At 49.5% G+C, this 434-nt stretch carries 1 protein-coding gene; it reads right to left on the bottom strand.

The window, feature by feature from the left end; all coding sequences use genetic code 11:
• Positions 1-389 (bottom strand): RHS repeat domain-containing protein (locus RX395_RS10150; RefSeq protein WP_316367402.1); only part of this gene is annotated, 389 nt, incomplete at its 3' end.
• Between the last annotated feature and the right edge of the window lie 45 nt (positions 390-434).

Genomic DNA, 434 nt, shown 5'->3' on the forward strand with positions numbered 1-434 from the left:
ACCGTAACCTGATTGCCCACCTCGTCGTAGGTGTATTCGGTCACATTTCCCTTGTGGTCAGTGGCCTTTTTGAGTTGTCTCAGCAGGTCCAATTCAAAGGTGTTGGTGCCGGTCCAGTCATCCATTTGGATCAGTTCGCCTACCTTGTTGTACTGGTAGGAGACCGCTTTACCCCCATTGTAATTGATGCTCTGCACCAAATCAAGGGCTGTGTAGGAATATTCTGTGACATAGCCGTCGGCATCAGTCTTAGACACCAAGTTTCCATTGCCGTCGTAGACGTACAGGGTGCTGTCGCCCAAGGCGTTGATCTCCTTGGTCACCAGGTTTCTGCCGTCATACTCGTACAGGGTGATCTCATGGCTGTCCACGTTATTGACTGTATCCATACGATGGAGATCCATGGAGATAAGCTGGTCATTCTTGTTATAGGT

The organism is Collinsella aerofaciens, assembly GCF_032584215.1.
In the GTDB taxonomy this organism is placed as follows: domain Bacteria; phylum Actinomycetota; class Coriobacteriia; order Coriobacteriales; family Coriobacteriaceae; genus Collinsella.